The sequence below is a fragment of the Intrasporangium sp. genome (assembly GCF_039812505.1).
Classification (GTDB): domain Bacteria; phylum Actinomycetota; class Actinomycetes; order Actinomycetales; family Dermatophilaceae; genus Intrasporangium_A.
On record NZ_JBDIAQ010000004.1, the window covers coordinates 41006 to 61854 of the forward strand.

Sequence of the window (20849 nt, forward strand, 5' to 3'; positions counted from 1 at the left end):
GCGCTCACCCCGCCGCGCCGACCCGGTAGAGGTCGAGGGCGCGGGCGTGGTCCTGCAGGGAGGTGACCCGGATCGGCTCGCTCAGCTGTGCCTCGATGCCGAGCACCGCCGCCGCCAGCGTCGCGATGGTGGTGATGATCGGCTTGTCCGAGCTCGTCGTGGCGGCGCGGATCGCGTACCCGTCGGCCCGGGCGTCCTGCCCGGACGGGGTGTTGACCACCATCTGCACCGTGCCGTCCTGGATGAGCTCGACGATGCTCCGCTCGCCGGGGTCGCCGCCGCGCGGCCGCTCGGAGAGCTTGCGCACGACGGTGGCCGGGATGCCGTTGCGGTGCAGCACCGCCGCGGTGCCCCGGGTCGCCAGGATGGTGAAGCCGAGGTCGACCAGGCGCTTGACCGGGAAGAGCATGGCGCGCTTGTCCCGGTTGGAGACCGAGACGAAGACCGCGCCGGAGCTCGGCAGCCCCCCGCCGATGCCGCGCTGGGACTTGGAGAACGCCGACCCGAAGTCGCGGTCGATGCCCATCACCTCGCCGGTCGAGCGCATCTCCGGCCCGAGCACCGAGTCGACTGCGAGCCCTTCCTTGGTGCGGAACCGCTTGAACGGCAGCACCACCTCCTTGCAGGAGATCGGCGCCCCCTCGGGCAGCCGGCCACCGTCGGCCGACGCCGGCAGGACTCCCTCGTCGCGCAGCTGCCGGACGGTGGCGCCGAGCATGACGCGGGAGGCGGCCCGCGCGAGCGGGACGCCGGTCGCCTTGGACACGAATGGCACCGTCCGGGACGCCCGAGGGTTGGCCTCGATGACGTACAGGACGTCCTGGGCCAGGGCGAACTGCACGTTCATCAGGCCGCGCACCCCGATCCCCTTGGCGAGCCGGCGGGTGGCCTCGCGCACCCGGTCCAGCTCGGCGTCGGCGAGGGTGGCCGGCGGCAGGGTGCACGCGCTGTCGCCGGAGTGGATGCCGGCCTCCTCGACGTGCTCCATGATGCCGCCGAGGTAGAGGTCGGTCCCGTCGAAGATCGCGTCGACGTCGATCTCGATCGCGTCGTCCAGGAACCGGTCGATCAGGATCGGGTGCTCCGACGAGGCGTGGACCGCCTTCTCGACATAGGTCACCAGCGCGTCGTCGTCGTAGACGATCACCATCCCCCGGCCGCCCAGGACGTAGGACGGGCGCACGAGCACCGGGTAGCCGATCTGCCGCGCAGCCTCCAGGGCCTCGTCCGGGCTGAACGCGGTGCCGTGCTTGGGGGCGACGAGCCCGGCCCGGTGCAGCACCTGGCCGAACGCGCCCCGGTCCTCCGCAAGGTTGATCGCGGCCGGTGAGGTGCCGACGATCGGCACCCCCTCGTCGGCCAGGGCCTGGGCCAGCCCGAGCGGCGTCTGGCCACCGAGCTGGACGACGACCCCGGCGATCGGCCCGGCCTGCGCCTCGGCGTGGATCACCTCGAGGACGTCCTCGAGGGTGAGCGGCTCGAAGTACAGCCGGCTGCTGGTGTCGTAGTCGGTCGAGACCGTCTCGGGGTTGCAGTTGACCATCACCGTGTCGTAGCCCTCGGCGCGAAGCGCGAAGGAGGCGTGCACGCACGAGTAGTCGAACTCGAGGCCCTGCCCGATCCGGTTCGGGCCGGAGCCGAGGATGATCACCGCGGGCCGCTCGCGCGGCGCGACCTCGGTCTCCTCGTCGTAGGAGGAGTAGTGGTACGGCGTCAGCGCGGCGAACTCGGCCGCGCAGGTGTCGACGGTCTTGAAGACCGGCCGCACCCCGAGGGCCTGGCGCACGCCGCGCACGACGCTCTCCGGCATCCGGCGGATCGCGGCGACCTGGGCGTCGGAGAAGCCGTGCCGCTTGACCAGCCGGATCAGGTCGGGCGAGAGCTGGTCCGCGCGCCGCAGGACCTCGGCCACGTCGTTCAGCAGCACGATCTGGTCGAGGAACCACGGGTCGATGCCGGTGGCGTCGTGCACCTCCGCGACGGTGCAGCCGCCGCGCAGGGCCTGCTGGACGTGCACGATCCGCCCGTCGGTGGGCACCCTCGACTCGGCCAGCGCCCGGCGGGCCGCGGCTGGGGTCGGCTCGCCGTCCCAGTGGAACGAGGAGCCCTGCTTCTCCAGGGAACGCAGCGCCTTCTGCATCGCCTCGGTGAAGTTGCGCCCGATCGCCATCGCCTCGCCGACGGACTTCATCGTCGTGGTCAGCGTCGGGTCGGCGGCCGGGAACTTCTCGAAGGCGAAGCGGGGGGCCTTGACGACGACGTAGTCGAGGGTCGGCTCGAACGCGGCTGGGTACCAGGCCGCACCGCGCGAAGCGCTGTCCGGGGGGGCCACGGGGGGTGTCCCCCCGTGTGTGGTGATGTCGTTGGGCACCTCGTCGAGGGAGTAGCCGATCGCCAGCTTGGCCGCGATCTTCGCGATCGGGAACCCGGTGGCCTTGGACGCCAGCGCGCTGGACCGGGAGACGCGCGGGTTCATCTCGATCACGATGATCCGGCCGGTGGCCGGGTCGACGGCGAACTGGATGTTGCAGCCGCCGGTGTCCACGCCGACCTCGCGGATCACGGCGATGCCGATGTCGCGCATCCGCTGGTACTCGCGGTCGGTGAGCGTCAGGGCGGGCGCGACGGTGATCGAGTCGCCGGTGTGCACCCCCATCGGGTCGAGGTTCTCGATCGAGCAGACGACCACGACGTTGTCGGCGTGGTCGCGCATCAGCTCGAGCTCGTACTCCTTCCAGCCCAGGACCGACTCCTCGAGCAGCACCTCGGTCGTCGGCGAGTACTGCAGCCCCTGCCCGGCGATGCGGCGCAGGTCCTCCTCGTCGTAGGCCAGTCCGGAGCCGAGACCGCCCATGGTGAAGGAGGGGCGCACGACGACCGGGTAGTGCAGCTGCGCGGCCGCGGCGAGGCATTCGTCCATGGTGTGGCAGATGAGCGAGCGGGCCGACTCGGCGCCGCACCGGTCGACGACGCCCTTGAACGCCTCGCGGTCCTCGCCGAGCCGGATCGCCTCGATGTTGGCCCCGATCAGGGGGCAGTCGTACTTGTCGAGGATGCCGGCCTCGTGCAGCGACACGGCACAGTTCAGGGCGGTCTGCCCGCCGAGCGTGGCCAGGACCGCGTCCGGGCGTTCCTTGGCGATGATGGTCTCGACGACCTCGGGGATGATCGGCTCGACGTACGTCGCGTCGGCCATCTCCGGGTCGGTCATGATCGTCGCCGGGTTGCTGTTGACGAGGACGACGCGGATGCCCTCCTCGCGCAGGACGCGGCAGGCCTGGGTGCCGGAGTAGTCGAACTCGCAGGCCTGCCCGATCACGATCGGGCCGGACCCGATGACCAGGACGCTGCTGATGTCGTCGCGTTTGGGCATCAGGCGCCCGCCTCCCGCTCGTGGTGGTCGTGCTGCTGCATCAGGGTGACGAACCGGTCGAACAGGTATGCCGCGTCGTGCGGCCCGGCGGCCGCCTCCGGGTGGTACTGCACCGAGTAGGCCGGCACGTCGAGGCACTCGAGCCCCTCCACGACGTCGTCGTTGAGACAGATGTGCGAGACGCGCACCCGGCCGTACGGTGTCCGGGTCTCCGCGTCGAGGGGAGCTGCCACGGCGAAGCCGTGGTTGTGCGCGGTGACCTCGACCTTGCCGGTGGCCCGGTCCAGGACCGGCTGGTTGATGCCGCGGTGGCCGTACTTGAGCTTGTAGGTGCCGAAGCCGAGCGCCCGGCCGAGCAGCTGGTTGCCGAAGCAGATGCCGAAGAACGGGATGCGCCGGTCCAGCACCTCGCGCAGCAGCGCCACCTCGCGGTCGGCCGTCGCCGGGTCGCCGGGGCCGTTGGAGAAGAACACGCCGTCGGGGCCGTGCGCCCCGACGGCGAGGACGTCCTCGATCGTCGCGGTGCACGGCAGGACGTGCACCTCGATCCCCCGCTGGGTCATCCGCTGGGGCGTCATCGCCTTGATCCCGAGGTCGATGGCGGCGACCGTGAAGCGCTGCTCGCCCACTGCGGGCACGACGTACGGCCGCGGCGTGGTCACCTCCTGCGCGAGGGCGGCGCCGGTCATCTGCGGGGCCCGGCGCACCAGCTCGACCAGCTCGGGCAGTGGCCGGCCCGCGGCCGGGCCGCTGAAGATGCCGGTGCGCATCGCCCCCCGCTCCCGCAGGTGCCGGGTCAGCGCGCGCGTGTCGATCCCGCAGATGCCCACGACCTGCTGGGCGCACAGCTCGTCCTCGAGGTCGCCGGTGGCCCGCCAGCTGGACGGACGCACCGCGGGGTCGCGCACCACGAAGCCGGCCACCTGGAACCGCAGCGACTCGGGGTCCTCGGTGTTGACGCCCGTGTTGCCGATGTGCGGTGCGGTCATGACCACGACCTGCCGGTGGTAGCTCGGGTCGGTCAGCGTCTCCTGGTACCCGGTCATGCCGGTCGAGAAGACCGCCTCGCCGACGGTCTCACCGGTCGCGCCGTACGAGGACCCGTGGAAGGCGCGGCCGTCCTCGAGCACCAGGACGGCCGGCCCGCGCTGCCGGCCGGGCAGCTCGAGGGTCGCGACGTCGAGGGTCACTGGGCGACCTCCGTCCGGTGGGAGCGCGCAGCCGGGTCGAGGCTGTGGGTCACCCGGCCGCGCAGGATCGTGGTGTGGACGGCGCCGGTGAGGGTGCGCCCGTGCCACGGGTTGTTGCGCGAGCGGCTCCGGCTCGCGGCGGCATCCACCGTCACCACGCGGTCCGGGTCGACCAGGGTCAGGTTGGCCGGCTCCCCTACGGCGAGCGGGCGACCGTGCCCGGCGAGCCGGCCGATCCGGGCCGGGGCCACCGACAGCACGCGGGCCACGTCGGCCCAGTCGAGGCGACCGGGGCGCACGAGCACCTCGCTCACCACGGCCAGCGCGGTCTCCAGGCCGAGCATCCCGAAGGCCGCGTCGGGGAAGGCGTGCTCCTTGTCGTGTCGCGCGTGCGGGGCGTGGTCGGTGGCGACCGCGTCGAGCGTCCCATCGACCAGGCCCGCGCGCAGCGCCTCGACGTCCTCGCCCGGTCGCAGCGGCGGGTTGACCTTGTAGACCGGGTCGTAGCCGACCAGCAGGTCGGTGGTCAGGGCCAGGTGGTGGGGGGCCACCTCGGCGGTTACCGCGATGCCCTGCGCCTTCGCCCAGCGGATCACCTCGACCGTGCCGGCGCTCGAGACGTGCGCGACGTGCACGCGCGAGCCGGTGTGCCGGGCGAGCATGACGTCACGGGCGACGATCGCCTCCTCGGCGACGCCGGGCCAGCTCGGCAGCCCGAGCCGCCCCGAGACCTCGCCCTCGTGGCAGCACGCCGACGAGTCGGCCAGCCGCGGGTCCTGGGCATGCTGGGAGACCACGCCGTCGAACGGCCGCAGGTACTCCAGCGCCCGGCGCATGATCCGCCCATCGGCGACGCACCGACCGTCGTCGGAGAAGACCCGCACCCGGGCGCGCGAGCGCGCCATGAGACCGAGCTCGGCCAGCTGCTCCCCCTGCAGGCCCTTGGTGACGGCCCCGACCGGGACGACGTCGACCACGCCGCAGGTGCGCCCGAGGTCGAGGACGTGCTCGGCGGCCTCGGCGGTGTCGGTGACCGGGTCGGTGTTGGCCATCGCGAACACAGCCGTGAACCCGCCGGCGGCGGCGGCCGCGGACCCGCTCTCGATCGTCTCGGCGTCCTCGCGGCCCGGCTCGCGCAGGTGGGTGTGCAGGTCGACCAGGCCGGGCAGGGCGACCAGTCCGTCCGCGTCGAGCGTCGGCACGCCCCTGGCCGGGGTGACCCGTCCGACCTCGGCGATGCGCCCGTCCCGGACCAGCAGGTCGGCGACCTCGCGCCCGAGCAGCCGCGCCCCGGTGACCAGAATGGTGCTCACTGGACCGCCTTCCTCGTGTCGTCCGCCGTCGCGGTGGGCTCGGCGGCCTGCCCGGCGAGCAGGTGGTAGAGCACGGCCATGCGCACCGCGACCCCGGCGGAGACCTGGTCGAGGACCACGGACTGCGGGGCGTCGGCTACCTCGGCGGCGATCTCGAGCCCACGGTTCATCGGGCCGGGGTGCATGACGAGGACGTCCGGGTTGCGGTCCACGAGGCGGCCGAGCCGCTCGCGGGTCAGGCCGTACTCGATGGTGTACTCGCGCGGGGTCGGGAAGTAGCCGCCGGTCATCCGCTCGCGCTGGACCCGCAGCATCATCATCGCGTCGACGGGCAGCTCGCCGTCGACGACGGCATCCAGGTCCCAGCTCGTCGCGAAGCCGTCCGACCTGCTCCAGGCCTCGATGCCGGCCGGCATGAGCGTCGGGGGGGCCACGACGGTGACCCGGGCACCCAGGGTGCGCAGGGTGATCACGTTGCTCCGGAAGACCCGCGAGTGGGTCAGGTCGCCGACGATGGCCACGTGCCGGCCGTCGAGGGCGCCCATCCGGCTGCGCAGTGTGTAGGCGTCGAGCAGGGCCTGGGTCGGGTGCTCGTGGGTGCCGTCGCCGGCGTTGACCACACTGCAGCGGACCCACTCGGAGACCTGCCGGGCCGCGCCGGAGGCGTTGTGCCGGATGACGAGGGCGTCGACCGCCATCGCGTCGACGGTCAGCGCGGTGTCGCGCAGGCTCTCGCCCTTCGAGGTGGAGGACCCCTTGGCCGACAGGTTGATGGTGTCTGCCGACATCCACTTGCCGGCGATCTCGAAGGAGGACCGGGTGCGGGTCGAGTCCTCGAAGAAGAAGTTCACGACGGTCCGGCCGCGCAGGGTCGGGACCTTCTTGACCTCGCGGCGCTGCACGTCGTGCATCGACTCGGCGGTGGCCAGGATCGCCTCGACGTCCGGTCGGGTCAGGTCGGCGGCCGAGACGAGGTGGCGGCTCACCGGCGGTCACCGCCGCTGATCCGCACCACGTCGATGCCGTCGACCTCCCGGACCCGCACGTGGACCCGCTCGTTGCGGGCGGTCGGCAGGTTCTTGCCCACGTGGTCGGCGCGGATCGGCAGCTCGCGGTGGCCGCGGTCGACGAGCACCGCGAGCCGCACCGCGCGGGGCCGGCCGAGCTCGGCGAGCGAGTCGAGGGCAGCCCGGATGGTGCGGCCGGAGTAGAGCACGTCGTCGACGAGGACCACGACCTTCTCGTCGATCCCCCCGGCCGGGATGCTCGTGCGGCCGGCGGGTCGCACCGGCTGGCGGCGCAGGTCGTCGCGGTAGAGCGTCACGTCGAGCCGGCCGACGGGCACCGGCACGCCCTCGACCGCGCCGATGGCGGCCGCGAGCCGGTCGGCGAGGGCGACGCCACGCGTGGGTATACCGAGCACGACGAGGTCGGCCGCGCCCTTGTTGCGCTCGAGGATCTCGTGGCCGATGCGCCGCAGCGCCCGGGAGATGTCCTCGGCGCTCATGACGTCGCGCGCATCCGGAGGGATCTGCGCAACGGTGGCCGGTGCGGTTGGCTCAGGGCAGGTCACGGCGGCCTGACCTCCTTCCCCGCCTCACGGGACGGTGGTTAAAGGATGTCGATCGCGAGCGAGTGTACCTGCCCGGGTAGCGCACCCCCGACGGCGTCCACATCGCGCCCGCCAGATCCCGATCGACAGTGCACCTTTCGCCATCGACGGTGCACCTTTCGCCATCGACAGTGCACTCGGGTGGGCCACTCGAACCGGACTCGTGCACACTCGAACGGGATTGCTGCACTCTCGAACGGGATTGGTGGACTCTCGAACCCGATTGCTGCACTCTCGATGTGGGGGTGGGGCGGGGCGGGTCACCCCTCCATGAGTGTCGCCGCCAGCGTCCCGCCCAGCTCGAAGGCCGCCTCGCGCACGCCCTTGTCGACCGGGCCGGTCACCAGCAGCGGCTCGGCCGCCTTGACCCAGCCGAGCGCGCCCGCGATCGACTCGATGGCGCGGCGGGCGCCCTCGGTGTCGTTGTTGCCGTGCACCCAGTAGCCGTACGGCATCCCGGTCTTCGCCTGCAGGGTCGGGTAGTAGACCGTGTCGAAGAAGTGCTTGAGTGCCCCGGACATGTAGCCGATGTTCGCCGGGGTGCCGAGCAGCACGCCGTCCGCCGCGAGCAGGTCGCTCGCGCTGGTCGACAGCGCGGGCCGCACCTGCACCTCGACGCCCTCGATCCCCTCGGCGTGGGTCCCGGCGAGCACCGCCTCGAGGATCTCCTGCACCGCGGGCGAGGGCGTGTGGTGGACCACGAGCAGGTGTGCGCTCACCGCCCCAACCTATGCCGTCTGCCGCCCGGCCGGGCCCCGGCCCCGCGGTGGCGCCGCGACGGGAGCCGGGTGGGCGGCATCAGGCTAACGTCGTGGCGTGGAGCAACGACTCAACTTCATCACGCTCGCCGTCGCAGACCCGACGGCGTCACGGCAGTTCTACGCGGACGGACTGGGCTGGGAGCCGGCCTTCGAGGCACCCGGAGAGGTCGTCTTCTTCCGGATGGCACCGACGATCGTGCTGTCACTGTGGCGAGCCGACGACTTCGAGGCCGAGGCCGGGCCGCTCAACCGGGTGCCGGGCACCGCCCCGGTCACCCTGTCGCACAACGTCCCGGCACCCGAGCAGGTCGACGCGGTGCTCGCCGCCGCGGTGGCCGCGGGCGCCCGGCTCGTCGCACCGGCGCAGGACCGCGACTGGGGCGGCCGGTCCGGCTACTTCGCCGACCCGGACGGCTACCGCTGGGAGGTGGCGCACAACCCCGGGCCACTCGGCCAGGACCTGATGCGGGCGGCCGGCCTGCTGCCCTGAGCAGACTGCTCACCCGGCCCCGACCCGCCGCCCGGCCGACACGCCGACCCGCCGCCCGGCCGACACGCCGAACAGCTGCCAGCTCGGACGGTTGCAACCAGCGACCTTCGCCGCTGCTCGGTGTGTTGCCGCCCACGGACGGCGACCGGCGAGCGAACCCTCCCGACCGGTCAGTCGTGGCTCGGGGTCTCGGCCACTCCGGCCGCGGCGCGGGCCAGCACGTAGAACAGGTCGCTCATCCGGTTCAGGGTCAGCAGCACCGGGTCGGAGACGTCGTGCCCGGCGCGGGCGGCGGCGACCGCGTGGCGCTCGGCCCGGCGCACCACGCCGCGGGCCAGGTCCAGCGCCGCCGAGGCCCGCGAGGCCCCGGGCACGATGAACACCGGGCGCAGCGGATGCCGCTCGGTCAGCTCGTCGATCGCCTGCTCGACGTCGGTGGTCAGCTGCGCGGTGGCCAGCGAGATGCCGGGCTCGAGCCGGTCGCGGGCGTGCGGGTTGGCCATCAGGTCGGCGGCCAGCACGAACAGCTGCCGCTGGGTGGTCAGGACCAGGGCGGCCAGCTCGGCCGCCGCCGGGTCGAGCAGCAGCTCGGCCCGGGCCACGCCGAGCGCCCCGACGGCCTCGTCGATGTCGCCGCAGGCCTCCACGAGCGCGTCGTCCTTGCCGACCCGGCCGCCGAACAGGCGACCGGTGGTGCCGTCGTCGCCGGTCTTGGTGTAGATGCGGGACGCGTTGCTGCTCATCAGGGCTCCTCCACCTCGATCGCCGGGGTCACGGCGACACCGGCACCGTGCCACGGTACGGGCTCGGCGTAGAACTCCTCGGTGTGCAGCCGCCCGGCATGGACACCGAGCCGCTGCGCGGTGCGGGTGCACGCGTCCACGAAGCCCGGCGAGCCGGCGATGTACACCGCATGCGGGCCGAGGTCGGGCAGCAGCCCGGGCAGCACCTCGGGCACCCTCCCCAGCGGGGGCGGGGCCGACCCGGGGGCCACCCGGGTCAGGGTGCGCAGGTAGTCGAGCCAGGGGTGGCTGCCGGCCAGCTCGGCCAGCTGCGCCTCGTCGATGACGTCGGCCGGGGTCCGCCCCGAGAACAGGACCGTGTGCCGCTCGGCCGCGTCGGCGTCGCCCGCCTCCAGCCGGGCCACGGCCGCCTGCAGCAGGGCGCGCACCGGAGCCAGCCCCGACCCGCCCGCGAGGTAGAGGGTCGGGCCGTGGTGGCCGGGGTCGGCCACGAACGTGCCGTACGGCCCAGAGACGAGCAGCCGGTCACCGACGCGTGACCCGCGCGCGAGCCAGGTGCTCGTCGGCCCGTCGGGCACGGCCGTGACGAGCAGGGTCAGGCGCCCGTCGGGCCGGGGCGCGTTCGCGACCGAGTAGGAGCGCACCGGTACCGTGCGCCCGGCGTCCTGGGCCAGCACGTACTGGCCCGCGACGAAGCCGACCTGGTCGCCGACCGGGTCGAGGGTGAGCTCGGCGACGACGGGCGTGCACCAGCGGCGGGCGACGAGCACGAAGGGGACGTCCTCGTCGGGCAGGGGGGCCAGCGGCATACCCCCCATTGGAGCGGGCCGGTCCCCCGCGGGGCAAGGGGCCGAGGCGGGAGAGCCGCACCCGACGGGCCGCCGGACCCTCAGACGATGGTGTCCTTGACCTCGGCGAGCCGGGCGAGCAGGCCGTTGACGAAGGCGGGCGACTCGTCGGTCGACAGCTGCGTCGCCAGCGCGACCGCCTCGGAGATCGCGACCGGGTCGGGGATCTCGTCGTTGAAGAGCACCTCCCACGCGCCGAGCCGCAGGATCGCGCGGTCGACCGCGGGCATCCGCTCGAGCGTCCAGCCCTGGCTGTAGTCGGTCAGCGCCGCGTTGACATCGGTCCACCGCTCGACGACCCCCCGGACGGCCTGCGCCGTGTAGGGGTTGTTGCCGGCCCGCGACTCGCTGTCGGTGAGGCGCGCCTCGAGCAGGGTGAGCGCGTTGAGCCCGCGCTGGTCGGCCTCGAAGAGGATGTCGAGGGCCCGGGCCCGGGCCTTGCTGCGAGCGGCCATTCAGTCGTTGACGCGGCCGAGGTAGGACCCGTCGCGGGTGTCGACCTTGACCTTGGTGCCGGTCTCGAGGAAGAGCGGCACCTGGATCTGCGCGCCGGTCTCGAGGGTCGCCGGCTTGGTGCCGCCGGTGGAGCGGTCGCCCTGCAGGCCGGGGTCGGTGTGGGTGATCTCGAGCACGACCGAGGCGGGCAGCTCGACGTACAGCGGGGTGCCCTCGTGGGTGGCGACGATGGCGTTCTGGTTCTCCAGCAGGTAGCTGGCCGCGTCGCCGAGGGTCGCCTCGGGGACCGTGAGCTGGTCGTAGGTGTCGGTGTCCATGAAGACGAAGTCCGCGCCGTCCTTGTACAGGTACTGCATCGTGCGCTTGTCGACGTTGCTGGTCTCGACCTTGACGCCGGCGTTGAACGTCCGGTCGACGGTCTTGCCCGACACGACGTTCTTCAGCTTGGTCCGCACGAAGGCCGGGCCCTTGCCCGGCTTGACGTGCTGGAACTCCACGACGGACCAGAGCTGACCGTCGATGTTGAGCACGGTGCCGTTCTTCAGGTCGTTCGTCGTTGCCACGGATGGATCTCTTTCGTATGCCGTTGTCGCCGGCTCGCGCGGACACGGCGCGGTCGCGGGCGTGGGGAGTGTGCCGCGACAGTCTATCGGCCGAGGATCTCGGCGCCCGGACGATGCCTCGGGTCACGCCTCAGACCAACGCATGCAGGGCCAGCAGGTAGCTCTGCAGACCGAACCCGGCCACGGTCCCGGTTGCGACGGGGGCGACCACGGAGACGTGCCGGAAGCCTTCGCGCGCCGCCGGGTTGGACAGGTGGACCTCGACCAGGGAGCGCCCGCTCGTCGTGACGATGGCGCAGGCGTCGCGCACGGCGTACGAGTAGTGGGTGAACGCGCCCGGGTTCAGCACGACGTCGGCGCCCGCGTCGACCGCCTCGTGCAGCCAGTCGACCAGCACGCCCTCGTGGTTGGTCTGCCGGCAGTCGGCGAGCAGGCCGAGCTGCTCGGCCTCGCGACGCACGGCGTCGTGGACGTCATCGAGGCTGTCAGAGCCGTAGATCTCCGGCTCTCGCGTGCCGAGCCGGTTCAGGTTGGGCCCGGACAGGACGAAGACCGTGGGCGTCATGGCGCGATCCTACGCAGCGCTCCCGGCACCGTGCTCAGGCGCCGGGATGCGCGGCGGTGCGAGCGTACGCCTCACGCAGCACCGCCTCGCTCGGGCCGGCGAGGCGGGTCGGCCGCGCGAGAGCGTCGAGGACGACGAACCGCAACGTCGAGCCGCGCGACTTCTTGTCCCGGTGCATCGCCACGATCAGCTCCTCCCAGCGGTCGCCGCGGTAGCTCGTCGGCAGCCCGACCGAGCCGAGCAGGTCGCGGTGGCGGGTCACCAGCCCGTCGTCCAGATGCCCGGCCAGCCGAGCCAGCTCGGCGGCGTAGACCATGCCGACGCTGACCGCCTCGCCGTGACGCCAGGTGAAATGCTCGACCTGTTCGACCGCGTGGCCGAAGGTGTGCCCGTAGTTGAGGATCTCGCGCAGCGCGGCTTCTCGCAGGTCGGCCGCGACCACGTCGGCCTTGACCCGGACCGCCCGCTCGACCAGCTCGCGCAGGCGCGGGTTGTCGGCCCGGCGAGCGGCGAGCGGGTCTGCCTCGACCAGCCCGAGGATCGCCGGATCGGCGATGAAACCGGCCTTGATGACCTCGGCGAGCCCGGCCGCGAAGTCCGCCTCGGGAAGCGTGCGCAGCACATCGAGGTCGCACAGCACGCCCGTGGGCGGGTGGAAGGACCCGACGAGGTTCTTGCCCTCGGCCGTGTTGATCCCGGTCTTGCCGCCGACGGCCGCGTCGACCATGCCGAGCAGTGTGGTCGGCACGTGCGCGACAGGCACTCCGCGCAGCCAGGTCGCCGCGACGAACCCGGCCAGGTCGGTCACGGCACCACCGCCGACGCCGACGACGGCGTCGGTACGGGTGAAACCGGCCTGCCCCAGCCGCGCCCAGAGCCCGGCGGCGACCTGCGCCGTCTTGGCGGCCTCGGCGTCGGGCACCGGCGCGAGGTGGACGGCATACCCGTGGCGCGACAGGGCGCCCGCGACGGACCCGGCGATCGCGCCCAGGGCGACCGAGTGCACGACGAGCACCTGCTCGACGGCGTCGCCGAGCACCGCGCCGACCTGGTCGAGCAGGCCGCGCCCGACCACGACCTCGTAGTCGCCGCCGACCCGGATCCGGGTCGGTTCGCTCACTGGTCTCACGCGGGCCCTCCGGTCAACAGGCCCGCGATCTCGCGGGCGATCTCGTCCGGGGTCCGCCCGGCCGTGTCGACCCGGTAGGTGGCCACGCCCTCGTACACCGGCCGGCGCTTCTTCATCAACGCGACCCACGTGGCGCGGGGGTTCACCGCGAGCAGCGGCCGCGACCGGTCGAAGCCGATCCGTCTGCTCGCGTCGGCGATGCCGACGTCGAGGAAGACGACCGTGTGTCCGACGAGCAGTACCCGGGTCGCCGGGTCCATGACCGCTCCACCGCCGAGGGCGAGCACCCCGGTCGCCCCGGTCAGGGAGCGGGCCACTTCGGCGCGCTCGAGCTCGCGGAAGGCGGGCTCGCCGTCCTCGATGAAGATGTCGGGGATCGTCCTGCCGGTGGCCGCCTCGACGGCGGCGTCGGTGTCGTGCAGGTCGGCGTGCAGCAGCCGGGCCAGCGCGAGCCCGACGGTCGTCTTGCCCGATCCCGGCGGCCCGACGAGGACGGCGACCGGGCGGGTGGAGCCGGTCACCATGTGCGCATCCCCTCCGGGACGGCCGCGAGGTATGCCGCATGGTTGCGCCGCGTCTCGGCGACGGAGTCGCCGCCGAACTTCTCGAGGCACGCGTCGGCCAGCACGAGCGCGACCATGGCCTCGGCGACCACGCCCGCCGCGGGGACCGCGCAGACGTCGGAGCGCTGGTGGATCGCGGTCGCCTCCTGCCCGGTCGCGACGTCGACCGTGGACAGCGCGCGCGGCACGGTGCTGATCGGCTTCATCGCGGCGCGCACCCGCAGCACGTCACCGGTCGACATGCCGCCCTCGGTGCCTCCGGCGCGGCCGGTGCGGCGGTGGATCGTGCCGCCGACGACCTCCATCTCGTCGTGCGCCTGTGACCCGCGCCGCCGCGCGGTCTCGAAGCCGTCGCCCAGGGCGACCCCCTTGATCGCCTGGATGCTCATCAGCGCCTGGGCCAACCGGCCGTCGAGCCTGCGGTCCCAGTGCACGTGCGAGCCGAGCCCCGGAGGCAGGCCGTAGGCGAGCACCTCGACCACGCCGCCGAGGGTGTCGCCGTCCTTCTTGGCCGCGTCGACCTCGGCCACCATGGCGGCCGACCCGGTGGCCTCGAACGCCCGGACGGGGTCGGCATCGATGGCCGGCACGTCGTCGGGGGTCGGCAGGGACGCACCGGGTGTGGTGGCCGCCGTGCCGATCGCGACGGTGTGGGACAGCAGCCGGATGCCGTAGGCCTGTTGCAGGAACCGGGCCGCGACCTCGCCGAGCGCGACCCGGGCGGCGGTCTCGCGGGCCGAGGCACGCTCCAGGACGGGCCGCGCGTCGGCGTGGCCGTACTTCTGCATGCCGACGAGGTCAGCGTGGCCGGGGCGTGGCCGGGTCAGCGGCTTGTTGCGAGCCAGCTCCTTCTCGGCGTTGACGTCGTCGGCTGCGGCGTACGCCGTGGCCGACACCGGCTCGGGGCTCATCACGGTCTGCCACTTGGGCCACTCGGTGTTGCCGATCCGCAGCGCGACCGGGCTGCCGAGGGTGACGCCGTGCCGTACCCCGCCGAGGAACTCGACCTCGTCCTGCTCGAACTTCATCCGCGCTCCGCGGCCGTGGCCCAGCCGCCGCCGGGCCAGCGCCCGCCGCAGGTCGTCGGCCCGGACCTCGACCCCCGCGGGCAGGCCCTCGAGCACGGCGACCAGGGCAGGACCGTGGGACTCTCCGGAGGTCAACCAACGCAGCATGGGGCCGATCCTGTCACGCGCGCCTGCATCCCCAGACCGGGGGCCCGTCGCCCGGCGCGCCCATCCCGGCGTCAGGGCGGCGCGTCCTACCGTCAGAACAGCGGGGGCACCTCGACGAGGAGCGCCACGATCGCCCCCGCCACCAGGAACGGCCCGAACGGCACGGCGTCGTGCCGGGAGCGCCGCCGCACGACGACGTGGACCACGGCGTACGCCCCGCCCAGCAGGAACGCGGCATACAGGGCGACGACCGGAGCGGCCCACCCGACCGAGCCGGTGACCAGGCCGACCAGCCCGAGCAGGACCACGTCGCCGAGCCCGAAGCCGCTGCGGAGCACGGCTGCCAGCAGGGCGAGGACCAGTCCGAGGACTCCCAGTACCGCGGCACTGACGAGCGCCCGCACGATCGGGCCCAAGTCGCCGGCCGCCCAGGCCGCGAACGCGAGCTGGCCCAGCAGGACCGGGAAGCCGGGCAGCGTCAGCCCTTCGGGTAGACGGTGCACGTCGAGGTCCACCCACGTCAGGGCGGTCCCCAGCGTCGCGAAGGTGAGCAGGGCGGGCAGCAGCGGCCACCCGGACGAGGTCGCGAACCGCCACGCGAGGGCGGCCCAGAGCGGCCCGAGGATCGCGGTGGCCACCCACCCGGGCAGCCTGCGGGGCCGGGACTGCTCCTCGTCGAGCCGGTAGCCGTAGGTCTGCAGCCGCGTCCCGAGCAGGTGTCCGGTGCCGAGACCGGCGACGCCGGCCGCCGTCGCCAGCCACAGCACGACCCCGGCCGGCGCCGGCCCGCCGGCCAGTGCGTTCACCACGCCCGGCCCGTCGCCGCCTCGCTCATCGGCGCGCGGCCAGCGCGTCGGCCAGCGCGCGGCGCATCGCGCCGACCGGCGCGGGATGCCCGGTCATGAGCCGGACCTGCTCGGCGGCCTGGTGCAGCAGCAGCTCGGTGCCCGCCACGACGGTCCAGCCCCGCTCGCGCGCCGCCTGCTGCAGGGCGGTGGCCCCGGAGCCGTAGACGACGTCGAGGACGGTCGCCGGGCTGTCCCCAAGACCGGTGAGCCCGGACAGCGACTCCGGCGGGACGGTGCTGACGATCACGTCGGCGGCCACCCAGGTCCCCATCGGTGTCACCGCCACCTCGAGGCCGGCGGCGTCGGCATGTCGCAGCGTCTCGGGGCGGGGTCGCGCCCGGACCATGAAGACCACGCGACGCGCGCCGAGCCGCTCGGCCGCGGCGAGGGCGGAGCGTGCCGTCGCGCCCGAGCCGACCACGAGGATGCTCTCGACGTGCTCGAGGCCGGACTCCCGGAGCGACTCGACCATGCCCTGGACGTCGGTGTTGTGCGCGGTCCACCCCTGCAGTCCGTCTCGGACGAGCGTGTTGGCCGCGTCGGTCCGGCGGGCCTGCTCGCCCGCGTCGATGGCCGCGGCGAGCGCCGCCTCCTTCAGTGGCATCGTCAGGGACAGCCCCCGCCACGACCCGTCGAGCCCGTCCAGGGCAGCCGCGAAGCCGCCGACGTCCACCTCGCGGCGCTCGTAGGTCCAGTCCTCGAGCCCGAGGGCCGCATAGGCCGCCCGGTGCAGGACCGGGGACAGGGAGTGCTCGATCGGCGAGCCCCACACAGCGCACTTCATCGGTCCGGTCTCCTCAGCACGTGCCCTTGTTGGCCGCGCACCAGGCGTCGAGCAACACGACGTTCTTCTCGTGCTCGGCCAGGGTCACGGCGAACTTCGTCTCCCCCGTCTTCAGGTCGACGGTGACGAAGTAGAGCCAAGGGCCCGCGGCCGGGTGGACGGCGGCCTGGATGGCGCTCTCGCCGGGGTTGCCGATCGGGCCCGGCGGCAGGCCCTCGTGCACGTAGGTGTTGTACGGGCTCTTGTTCGCGCGGTCGGCCGGGCTCGTCCGGACCGCGTGCTTGCCGGTCGCGTAGTTGACCGTGGAGTCGAGCTGCAGCGGCATCTTCTTGGCGAGCCGGTTCTCGATCACGCGGGCCACCTTGGGCCGGTCCTCGGGGTGGCGGGCCTCGGCCTCGACCAGGCTGGCGACGATGACCACGTGCTCCATCTGCTTGTCCGTCACGCCGAGCGCGTCCAGCCGCTTGACCGACTGGGCGACCATCTGGGACAGCTGCGCCTTGGCGCTCGTGCCGGGGTCGAAGGCGTAGCTGGCCGGGAAGAGGTAGCCCTCGACGTTCCCCTTCGCCGCGGGTGGCAGGCCCAGCGCCGCGCCGTTCCTGGCCGCGGCGGCGTAGTCGGCGACGGGGATGCCGGTGTGCCTGGACAGCTCGGCGTAGATCTCCTTGGCCCACAGCCCCTCGCGGATCGTCACCTCGGTGGTGATCCGGTTGCCCGGGTCGACGAGCACCGCGACCGCCTCGGCGGCGGACATCTGCCTGCGCAGCCGGTAGGTCCCCGGCTGGATGCCGGCGCTCTTCGGGTTGTCGGCGGCCGCCTCGATGTAGGCCTTGGTCGACTTGACCACTCCGGCCTCGAGCAGCGCGGTGGCGATCGCGGCCCCGGTGTCGCCGTGCTCGATCACCACCCGCACCGACCCGCTGCCCGGTCCCGGGTAGTCGTTCGACTCGAACATGCCGGACACGACCGGGCGCAGGTAGGTGTAGGCCACCGCGACGCCTCCGCCGATGAGCGCCAGGGCCAGGACGATCACCGCGATCCGTCGCAGCAGGGGCGGTTTGTGCGACCGGCCACTCCGGGCCCGGCCGTGGCGGCGCCCGGACCTGCCGGCCGCACGTCCGCCCGGTGGCGCCCCGTGCTGGGCCCCCCGGGTCGCGTCGTCGACCGGCTCGCCGTGCTCGCCGAAGATCGCGGAGTCGAGGTGCTCGTTCATCGACGTGCCGACCTCCTGCGTGGCTTGCGCCTCGACGAGACCATCTCGCCGGCCGGCTCACCGGACCGCGTCTCCGCGTCGAGCGCCGCCTGCAGGATCAGCACCGCCGCGGCCTGGTCGACGACGGCCCGCTGCCCCCTGCCCGGTACACCGCTGTCGCGTAGTCTGCGGTGCGCGTCGACCGTCGTCAAGCGCTCGTCGACGAGGCGCACCGGGACGGGGCGGACCCGCGCGGCGAGCCGAGCGGCATACTCCCGGGCGAGCCGGGCCGCGGTGCCCTCGGCGCCGGAGAGCAGCAGCGGCAGGCCGACGACGACCGCGACGGCGGCCCGCTCGGCGACCAGGTCGGCCAGCGCGGTGAGGTCCGTGCCCTGGTCGTCGTCGCGCGCGAGGGTCGTGACGGGCAGGGCGAAGCTCCCGGAGGGGTCCGACGCGGCGATCCCCACGCGGGCGCTGCCCACGTCGACGCCGATCCGGACCCCGGGACCCATCGGGTCACGAGCTCCGGGCGCGCAGCTGGTCCTCGACCGCCCCGAGCGCCGCGGAGACCTGGCCGGGCTCGGACCCGCCGCCCTGGGCGATGTCGTCCTTGCCCCCGCCGCCCCCGCCGAGCCGCCGAGCTGCGGTCCGGACGAACGCGCCCGCCTTGACCCCGGCCTCCCGGGCCCGCTCGTTGGTCGCGACGATGGCCAGCGGACGGCCCTTGCTGACGGCGGCCATGGAGACGAGCACCGGTCGGTCGTTGCCCAGGCGGTGGCGCACTTCGAGCACGAGGGCGCGCAGGTCGTCGGCGGACACGTCGTGGCCGGCGTCGTGGCTGACGAAGGTGACCCCGCCGATGTCCCGCGCGGTGGCCACCAGCCCCGGCGCCGCACCGAGCACCTGGGCCTGCCGCACGGCGGCGATCTGCTTCTCGGCGTCCTTGAGCCGGCCGAGCATCCCCGAGATCCGCTCGGGCAGCTCCTCCGGGCGGGCCTTGACCAGCTCGGCCAGCTGCCCGACGATGGCCGCCTCGCGGGCCAGGAAGGAGTAGGCGTCGCCACCGACGAGTGCCTCGACCCGGCGCACGCCCGAGCCGATCGAGGACTCGCCGAGCAGCTTGACGACACCCAGCTGACCGGAGCGCTGGGCATGCGTGCCGCCGCACAGCTCGCGGGCCCAGTCACCGACCGAGACGACGCGCACCCGGCTGCCGTACTTCTCCCCGAACAGCGCCATCGCGCCGATGTCGTGGGCCTGCTGCTGCGACATGATCTCGGCGTGGACCGGCAGGTCCTCGAGCAGCAGCGCGTTGACCTTGGCCTCGACGTCGCGCAGGACGGTCGCCGGCACGGCGTGCTGGGCGTTGAAGTCGAAGCGGAACCGGCCGGGGGCGTTCTCCGAGCCCGCCTGGGTGGCGGTCTCACCGACCGCTTCGCGGATCGCCTTGTGCACCATGTGCGTTGCGGTGTGGGCCCGCGAGATCGACCGGCGCCGCTCGATGTCCACCTTGGCGTGGGCGAGCACGCCCGGGGTCACCTCGCCGCTCACGACGCGGGCCCGGTGGACGATCAACCCGGTGATCGGCCGCTGGACGTCACGCACGTCGATGACCGCGCCGTTCGCGAGCTCGACGAGCCCGCCGTCGGCGAGCTGCCCGCCACCCTCGGCGTAGAACGGGGTGCGGTCCAGGACCAGCTCGATCTCGTCGCCGGCCCCGGCCATCTCGACGGTCTCGCCGTCCCGGATGATCCCGGCGACGCGCCCCTCGGAGACGACCTCGTCGTAGCCGGTGAACTCGACGTCATGGCCGATGGCGTCGGCGACCCGGCGGTAGGCGTGGGTGTCGCCGTGGGCGGTCTTCTTCGCGCGGGCGTCGGCCTTGGCCCGGTCACGCTGCTCTGCCATGAGCCGGCGGAAGCCCGCCTCGTCGACCTCGACGCCCTGTTCGGCGGCCATCTCGAGGGTCAGGTCGATCGGGAAGCCGTAGGTGTCGTGCAGGGTGAAGGCCTGCTCGCCGGAGAGTCGCTGCGGCGCCTGCGGCCTCGCCTTGATCCGGTCGACCGCCGTGTCCAGGATCGTGGTACCGGAGGCGAGAGTGCGGCGGAAGGCCTCCTCCTCGCCGTAGACGACCTGGCTGATCCGGTCGAAGTCGGTGCGCAGCTCCGGGTAGGACCGGCTCATCCGCTCCATGCTGACCGGCAGCAGCTGCGGCATCGTCGGCTCGTCGACGCCGAGCAGGACCATCGAGCGGACGGCGCGCCGCAGCATCCGGCGCAGCACGTAGCCGCGGCCCTCGTTGCTGGGGGTCACGCCGTCGCCGACCAGCATCAGGCAGGTCCGGACGTGGTCGGCCACCACCCGCAGCCGCACGTCGTCGGGGTGGCTCTGCGCGGCGACGTGGCTCGGGTTGGCGCCGTAGGTCTTGCCGGCCAGCTCGGCGGCCCGGTCCAGCACGGGGAAGACCTCGTCGATCTCGTAGAGGTTGTCCACGCCCTGCAGGATGCTGGCCATCCGCTCGAGACCCATGCCGGTGTCGACGTTGCGGGCCGGCAGCGGGCCGGCGACGTCGAAGTCGTCCTTGGCCCGCACCGCCGACAGCTGGTACTGCATGAAGACGAGGTTCCAGACCTCCATGTAGCGGTCCTCGTCGACGGCCGGGCCGCCCTCGCGGCCGTACTCGGGGCCGCGGTCGACGAAGATCTCGCTGCACGGGCCGCCCGGGCCCGGGATGCCCATGTGCCAGTAGTTGTCCTTCTTGCCGCGGCGCACGATGCGCTCGCGGGGGATCTCGCTCAGCTCGAGCCAGAGGCTGATCGCCTCCTCGTCGTCCTCGTAGACCGTGGCCCACAGGCGCTCGGGGTCCAGCCCGTAGCCGCCCTCCCGCTGCGAGGTGGTCAGCAGCTCCCAGGCGTAGGAGATCGCACCGTGCTTGAAGTAGTCGCCGAAGGAGAAGTTGCCGTTCATCTGGAAGAACGTGCCGTGGCGGCTGGTTCGGCCGACCTCGTCGAGGTCGGGGGTGCGCACGCACTTCTGCACCGAGGTGGCCCGCGGCCACCGGGGAGTCTCCTGGCCCACGAAGTAGGGCACGAACGGGACCATCCCGGCGGCCACGAAGAGCAGGTTGGGGTCGTCGAACGGCAGCGGGGCGCTTGGGACGACGGTGTGCCCCCGGCTCTCGAAGAACGAGAGCCAGCGGCGCCTGATCTCGGCGGTTTCCATGCGATGGTGGTCCTTGCGTGTC

General features: G+C 73.3%; 20 protein-coding genes. 1 reads left to right on the forward strand and 19 read right to left on the reverse strand.

The genetic code is table 11. The features are described 5' to 3' along the window. Window positions 1–4: 4 nt before the first annotated feature. From carB to WMI84_RS01385, 6 genes are all read right to left on the reverse strand, one after another. Window positions 5–3373 carry a carbamoyl-phosphate synthase large subunit gene (gene carB, locus WMI84_RS01360; RefSeq protein WP_347350197.1) on the reverse strand — a complete coding sequence of 1123 codons (3369 nt, stop codon included), beginning with the start codon at window positions 3371–3373 and terminating at the stop codon, window positions 5–7. Then, window positions 3373–4563: a glutamine-hydrolyzing carbamoyl-phosphate synthase small subunit gene (carA, locus tag WMI84_RS01365; protein ID WP_347350198.1), complete on the reverse strand. Its 1191-nt coding sequence runs from the start codon at window positions 4561–4563 to the stop codon at window positions 3373–3375. The genes carB and carA overlap by 1 nt, the downstream gene beginning before the upstream one ends. Continuing rightward, entirely contained in the window at window positions 4560–5876 is a 1317-nt protein-coding gene (locus WMI84_RS01370) for a dihydroorotase (RefSeq protein ID WP_347350199.1), read from the reverse strand. The genes carA and WMI84_RS01370 overlap by 4 nt, the downstream gene beginning before the upstream one ends. Continuing rightward, window positions 5873–6862: an aspartate carbamoyltransferase catalytic subunit gene (locus WMI84_RS01375; RefSeq protein ID WP_347350200.1), complete on the reverse strand. Its 990-nt coding sequence runs from the start codon at window positions 6860–6862 to the stop codon at window positions 5873–5875. Before WMI84_RS01375 ends, WMI84_RS01370 begins: the two co-directional genes overlap by 4 nt. Further along, a complete protein-coding gene (pyrR, locus tag WMI84_RS01380) occupies window positions 6859–7407 on the reverse strand; it encodes a bifunctional pyr operon transcriptional regulator/uracil phosphoribosyltransferase PyrR (protein ID WP_347350224.1) in 549 nt (182 codons plus the stop codon). Before pyrR ends, WMI84_RS01375 begins: the two co-directional genes overlap by 4 nt. A 341-nt stretch (window positions 7408–7748) precedes the next feature. Beyond that, window positions 7749–8207, reverse strand: coding sequence for an NAD(P)H-dependent oxidoreductase (locus WMI84_RS01385; protein WP_347350201.1), 459 nt, complete (start codon window positions 8205–8207; stop codon window positions 7749–7751). A gap of 97 nt (window positions 8208–8304) precedes the next feature. Between WMI84_RS01385 and WMI84_RS01390 the strand changes: the two genes are divergently transcribed. After that, a complete protein-coding gene (locus WMI84_RS01390) occupies window positions 8305–8739 on the forward strand; it encodes a VOC family protein (RefSeq protein ID WP_347350202.1) in 435 nt (144 codons plus the stop codon). 170 nt (window positions 8740–8909) lie between these two features. Here WMI84_RS01390 and WMI84_RS01395 read toward each other — a convergent pair whose 3' ends face one another. The 13 genes from WMI84_RS01395 to alaS form a co-directional block, all read right to left on the reverse strand. Then, complete coding sequence (locus WMI84_RS01395) at window positions 8910–9482, reverse strand: cob(I)yrinic acid a,c-diamide adenosyltransferase (RefSeq protein WP_347350203.1); 573 nt, start codon at window positions 9480–9482, stop codon at window positions 8910–8912. Next, a complete protein-coding gene (locus tag WMI84_RS01400; protein WP_347350204.1) occupies window positions 9482–10291 on the reverse strand; it encodes an FAD-binding oxidoreductase in 810 nt (269 codons plus the stop codon). Before WMI84_RS01400 ends, WMI84_RS01395 begins: the two co-directional genes overlap by 1 nt. A gap of 80 nt (window positions 10292–10371) precedes the next feature. After that, complete coding sequence (gene nusB / locus WMI84_RS01405; RefSeq protein WP_347350205.1) at window positions 10372–10785, reverse strand: transcription antitermination factor NusB; 414 nt, start codon at window positions 10783–10785, stop codon at window positions 10372–10374. Next, window positions 10786–11349 (reverse strand): elongation factor P, encoded by a 564-nt coding sequence (efp, locus tag WMI84_RS01410; RefSeq protein WP_347350206.1) that lies wholly within the window; start codon window positions 11347–11349, stop codon window positions 10786–10788. A 130-nt stretch (window positions 11350–11479) separates the two neighbouring features. Beyond that, window positions 11480–11914 carry a type II 3-dehydroquinate dehydratase gene (gene aroQ / locus WMI84_RS01415; RefSeq protein WP_347350207.1) on the reverse strand — a complete coding sequence of 145 codons (435 nt, stop codon included), beginning with the start codon at window positions 11912–11914 and terminating at the stop codon, window positions 11480–11482. A gap of 34 nt (window positions 11915–11948) precedes the next feature. Next, the gene (aroB, locus tag WMI84_RS01420; RefSeq protein ID WP_347350208.1) at window positions 11949–13034 is read right to left on the reverse strand and encodes a 3-dehydroquinate synthase; all 1086 of its coding nucleotides are present in this window, start codon (window positions 13032–13034) and stop codon (window positions 11949–11951) included. Between the two features lie 5 nt (window positions 13035–13039). Next, window positions 13040–13567, reverse strand: a complete 528-nt coding sequence (locus WMI84_RS01425) for a shikimate kinase (protein ID WP_347350209.1) — start codon at window positions 13565–13567, stop codon at window positions 13040–13042. Then, on the reverse strand, window positions 13561–14781 hold the full coding sequence (aroC, locus tag WMI84_RS01430; protein WP_347350210.1) for a chorismate synthase: 1221 nt from the start codon (window positions 14779–14781) through the stop codon (window positions 13561–13563). The genes WMI84_RS01425 and aroC overlap by 7 nt, the downstream gene beginning before the upstream one ends. A gap of 92 nt (window positions 14782–14873) precedes the next feature. Then, entirely contained in the window at window positions 14874–15590 is a 717-nt protein-coding gene (locus WMI84_RS01435) for a prepilin peptidase (RefSeq protein ID WP_347350211.1), read from the reverse strand. 22 nt (window positions 15591–15612) lie between these two features. Then, window positions 15613–16413 (reverse strand): shikimate dehydrogenase, encoded by an 801-nt coding sequence (locus WMI84_RS01440; RefSeq protein ID WP_347350212.1) that lies wholly within the window; start codon window positions 16411–16413, stop codon window positions 15613–15615. A gap of 13 nt (window positions 16414–16426) precedes the next feature. After that, entirely contained in the window at window positions 16427–17626 is a 1200-nt protein-coding gene (gene mltG, locus WMI84_RS01445) for an endolytic transglycosylase MltG (RefSeq protein WP_347350213.1), read from the reverse strand. Then, window positions 17623–18117, reverse strand: a complete 495-nt coding sequence (ruvX, locus tag WMI84_RS01450; RefSeq protein WP_347350214.1) for a Holliday junction resolvase RuvX — start codon at window positions 18115–18117, stop codon at window positions 17623–17625. Before ruvX ends, mltG begins: the two co-directional genes overlap by 4 nt. Window positions 18118–18121: 4 nt before the next feature. Then, window positions 18122–20827 (reverse strand): alanine--tRNA ligase, encoded by a 2706-nt coding sequence (alaS, locus tag WMI84_RS01455; protein ID WP_347350215.1) that lies wholly within the window; start codon window positions 20825–20827, stop codon window positions 18122–18124. Window positions 20828–20849: the final 22 nt, after the last annotated feature.

What these genes read in the sequence shown, in the direction of transcription:
- aroQ (WP_347350207.1), bottom strand. Translation starts at nt 11,914, where the DNA reads ATGACGCCCACGGTCTTCGTCCTGTCCGGGCCCAACCTGAACCGGCTC.
- aroC (WP_347350210.1), bottom strand. Translation starts at nt 14,781, where the DNA reads ATGCTGCGTTGGTTGACCTCCGGAGAGTCCCACGGTCCTGCCCTGGTC.
- WMI84_RS01440 (WP_347350212.1), bottom strand. Translation starts at nt 16,413, where the DNA reads ATGAAGTGCGCTGTGTGGGGCTCGCCGATCGAGCACTCCCTGTCCCCG.
- alaS (WP_347350215.1), bottom strand. Translation starts at nt 20,827, where the DNA reads ATGGAAACCGCCGAGATCAGGCGCCGCTGGCTCTCGTTCTTCGAGAGC.
- WMI84_RS01425 (WP_347350209.1), bottom strand. Translation starts at nt 13,567, where the DNA reads ATGGTGACCGGCTCCACCCGCCCGGTCGCCGTCCTCGTCGGGCCGCCG.
- ruvX (WP_347350214.1), bottom strand. Translation starts at nt 18,117, where the DNA reads ATGGGTCCCGGGGTCCGGATCGGCGTCGACGTGGGCAGCGCCCGCGTG.
- carB (WP_347350197.1), bottom strand. Translation starts at nt 3,373, where the DNA reads ATGCCCAAACGCGACGACATCAGCAGCGTCCTGGTCATCGGGTCCGGC.
- nusB (WP_347350205.1), bottom strand. Translation starts at nt 10,785, where the DNA reads ATGGCCGCTCGCAGCAAGGCCCGGGCCCGGGCCCTCGACATCCTCTTC.
- WMI84_RS01400 (WP_347350204.1), bottom strand. Translation starts at nt 10,291, where the DNA reads ATGCCGCTGGCCCCCCTGCCCGACGAGGACGTCCCCTTCGTGCTCGTC.
- WMI84_RS01395 (WP_347350203.1), bottom strand. Translation starts at nt 9,482, where the DNA reads ATGAGCAGCAACGCGTCCCGCATCTACACCAAGACCGGCGACGACGGC.
- mltG (WP_347350213.1), bottom strand. Translation starts at nt 17,626, where the DNA reads ATGAACGAGCACCTCGACTCCGCGATCTTCGGCGAGCACGGCGAGCCG.